The sequence below is a fragment of the Myroides sp. LoEW2-1 genome, from assembly GCF_009767705.1.
In the GTDB taxonomy this organism is placed as follows: Bacteria; Bacteroidota; Bacteroidia; order Flavobacteriales; family Flavobacteriaceae; genus Flavobacterium; species Flavobacterium album_A.
Genome location: NZ_WSPP01000267.1, coordinates 1 through 3,526, shown reverse-complemented (window position 1 = coordinate 3,526; position 3,526 = coordinate 1). Strand labels below are relative to the sequence as shown.

General features: G+C 29.4%; 4 protein-coding genes. 1 reads left to right on the top strand and 3 read right to left on the bottom strand.

The window, feature by feature from the left end; genetic code table 11:
* The 3 genes from GOQ24_RS13720 to GOQ24_RS13710 form a co-directional block, all read right to left on the bottom strand.
* Nucleotides 1-511, bottom strand: a 511-nt coding sequence (locus tag GOQ24_RS13720) for a hypothetical protein (RefSeq protein ID WP_160339946.1), incomplete at its 3' end; no start/stop codon positions are given.
* A 1-nt stretch (nucleotide 512) separates the two neighbouring features.
* Complete coding sequence (locus tag GOQ24_RS13715) at nucleotides 513-1,814, bottom strand: site-specific integrase (protein ID WP_160339945.1); 1,302 nt, start codon at nucleotides 1,812-1,814, stop codon at nucleotides 513-515.
* A 284-nt stretch (nucleotides 1,815-2,098) separates the two neighbouring features.
* Entirely contained in the window at nucleotides 2,099-2,596 is a 498-nt protein-coding gene (locus GOQ24_RS13710) for a DinB family protein (protein ID WP_155091622.1), read from the bottom strand.
* A gap of 183 nt (nucleotides 2,597-2,779) precedes the next feature.
* On the opposite strand from GOQ24_RS13710, the gene GOQ24_RS13705 reads away from it, so the two are divergent.
* On the top strand, nucleotides 2,780-3,256 hold the full coding sequence (locus GOQ24_RS13705) for a regulatory protein RecX (RefSeq protein ID WP_155091623.1): 477 nt from the start codon (nucleotides 2,780-2,782) through the stop codon (nucleotides 3,254-3,256).
* Nucleotides 3,257-3,526 lie beyond the last annotated feature (270 nt).

Below are 3,526 nucleotides of genomic sequence, written 5' to 3'. Positions count from 1 at the left end.
CTACATACCTATCAGCAAATAATTTAAAAATTTTAAAAGATAATTCACTCTTGAATACAGAAGTATCATATTTTTTAAAACTCTCTTGTTCTTTAATATATTTTTCTCTCTGAAACCTATTAAATTCTAATTGTTCTAAACTCTCTTTTTTTTCTATTAAAAAATCAATATAAAGTCGAATATCTACATCAACAATATGAATAGGAATACGTTCTCTAAAATCTGAATACATAAAATCCAAGGTTCTTTTAAAAGAATATACCAACTCCTTATCTGTTACAACATTTTCATTACAACTAATAAAATCATTTTTATAACACCATTTCAAAATGACTTCGTCAGAAGAATTACTCTTTTTTAACTGACAAGCCTCTTTATATAATACTCTAATTCTCTTTTCTTTATCTATTACATCAGTTAACATTTCTATTTCTGAAGTATATTTTCTCAAAGCTCTAAATTTAAAGTGACGATAGATGTCTTCAGTACTCCTATAATCATAATCCCCCATATTATTGTGCTCTTTTAACCACTTTCAACTGTGGTTCATTATTACTATTCATTTTTTCAAAAAAGGACATAAACAAATCTGCATTTGCATCCTTATCCTGTCTTTGGTTGATATACTTTAAAAATATATTTTCCTGTGAATGCCCTGTAATTCCCATAATCACAGGTGTAGGCATTATCTTATAAAAATTAGTTGCAAACGAACGTCTAAAACTATGAGAAGTAATAAAGTTATATTTTGGCAATAATATTAATTCAGTTTGATTAGTTTCTGAATTAGTAATATACCCCTCTACCTTTTGGTTGATTTTTGCAATTTCACATACTTTCCCAATATGATAATTTATTTTGTTTAGAGAGACAGGTTCAGGAAAGTCATTTTTTAGAATGTCAAGAACATAATCTTGCATTACCCCAATAGTTACATTCTTACCTGTTTTTTGTTGAATAACATCAATGTACAATCCTTTCGCATTCTCTCTTATATTCTCAGGTGTAATACTTAATAAATCTCCTCCCCTTTGTCCTATAAAACAACCTATTAATATCCATTTCTGAACATTTTTAAGGTGTTTTGTTGGCATTTCTGTATTATAAATTTGTAGTAATTCATCTAAAGAAAGGGTATGTATATAACGGTCTTTATCTTGTTGTCTAAAAGGTTGCAAAGTAGTAGAATGAACTGTAACATCAATATCATTCTTTTGTGCATCCAAACAAACCGTTTTAATAAACTCAAATTGTTTTCCTGAATAATTAACGGTGTATCTTCTTTCATTAAGTAACCACGTCTTAAACTTTTCAGTAAATGATTTATTAATCTCTCTAAATAAGATTTTAGTCTTAGAATATTGCTCGTATTCTTCAATTATCTTTTTAAATGAACGATAGTTTTTGATAGTACCCTCACTTAAACCAATTTTACCCCCTCTTGTTTCTTTGGTACTTGCATTATCAATCATATACTGAATATAGTTAACAAAGATATTATTGTCAACCTTATCAATTCGATTAAAACAGGCATTTATTTGACTTTCTAACCAATTACCATTAATAAGTACACCTTTTGCTAAATCGTCGTTTAAAACCTCGTATAAATGCGTCTGAAGTTTATTTAAACTATTTCTTAGTGATTTATTTTCTGCACCTGTTTGTTTGGGGAGTCCTGTCTTATCACTCCATTGTTGAGAATTGATAACAAAACCCGTACTTTTTCTAATAACAATCTCACGACTTACAGAAACGCGAACGTGTATTTGTGCATTCTCTTTCTTACTTTGTAAAAAGAATTTAATTGTTGCCATAATATTTGAATTAAACTGAACAGTCAAAAATAATACTTTTACATAAGTTAGTCAACCGTTAGTCAACCATTAGTCAACAATATTCAATTTAATTAAATTCATTTCAATAACACAAACTCAAAAACAACAATTCAACATATTGATTTACAGTATTCTAAATCTAAAAATCAAACACTTAGAAAAACAAGTGATTTAGGTAGTTGTTGTGTGGGTTCGATTCCCACTCCGGGCACAAAAAAAGCCTAACTCAATGAGTTAGGCTTTCTTATTTTCATTATGTGCCATTACTTATTCATATCATCTGCAGACGGACCATACATTCCAGGTATAGCGATATCCAATAATCTTAAATAAACAGAAAGTTGCCCTCGATGATGATAAATGTGGTTGTTTACAATAAATCTATTAGCAGCAACTTTAGGCATTGCTACAATAACATGCTCACCTGATTTCAGTTGCCACTCATCCATCCACTTTTCTTCATCAAACATATTTATAGCAGATATAACAGCTTTTTCATACTTATCAAGGTAAGATATTAACTCATCTGTAGAAGCTGCCTTAAAAGGCTCGTAATTACTTTGAAAATCTAATGATTCTAACAGTAGTACATACTCTGTCCAAATTGTCAACTCCACTATGTGTTTCGACAATTCTCCAAGAGACATAGATTTAGTATGAGGCTTCCAATCCCATTTCTCTGTTGGCACACAACTAATAATCTTTTTACTACTTGCAACTTCATGTTGCAACTCTAATAGAAAACTTTTACTAATACTCATTGTTCAAAATTTTACTTAAATGTAATAAAAAAGAAAACGTAAGACATAACTACAATTAATACTAAGTAAGGATTCAATTAAATAGAACACCTTCCTTCTAATTTCTTTAATTTAGCAACAATTAGGACAAATAATCTAATCTATCAACAAACTATTTATCCCTTAACGATAAACTATTATTCCATGACAGAACCAAACAAATACATTTCAACAAAAGAAGCTATAAAAAAATTGGAAAACTATTGTGCCTATCAAGATCGTTGTCACAATGAAGTTATAACGAAGCTATATAACTTAAATATTCCCAGCAATGAACATGACGAGATTATTGTCTACCTAATTGAAAACAAATTTCTAAATGAAGAACGCTTCGCAAGAAATTTTGCAAGAGGAAAACACAGAATAAGTGCTTGGGGTAAAAATAGAATAATTTCGGAACTTAAACTCAGAAAAATATCCTCCACTTTAATCAAGCTTGCTTTAAAAGAAATAACTGATGATTTATACTATGAGACTTTCGAACGTATAAGCAACCTAAAATGGGAGTCCTTGAAAGATACAGATATTGAAAAGAAAAAAGCCAAATTACATGCTTACCTCTATCGTAAAGGATACGAATCTGATATTATTTACGATAAGATAAAGGAGCTATCTAAATAAAATATATCTTTTTCTTTGATCATTACCTGTGAGATATCAAAAAAATTCACAAAGAAAGTAAAATTGGATCATAATAGATATCTATTCTGTCTTTCTAAACTCAAAATATAACTCACTATTACATAAAGCCAATAAAAAAAATTCGTAATAATACTTTACAATCATCTAAAGTATATAAACAAAAAAATCCCCAACCTCATATGAGATTGGGGATTCTTAAAAGAAGGGCGACGACATACTCTCCCACTGGTTAGCAGTACCATCTGCGCT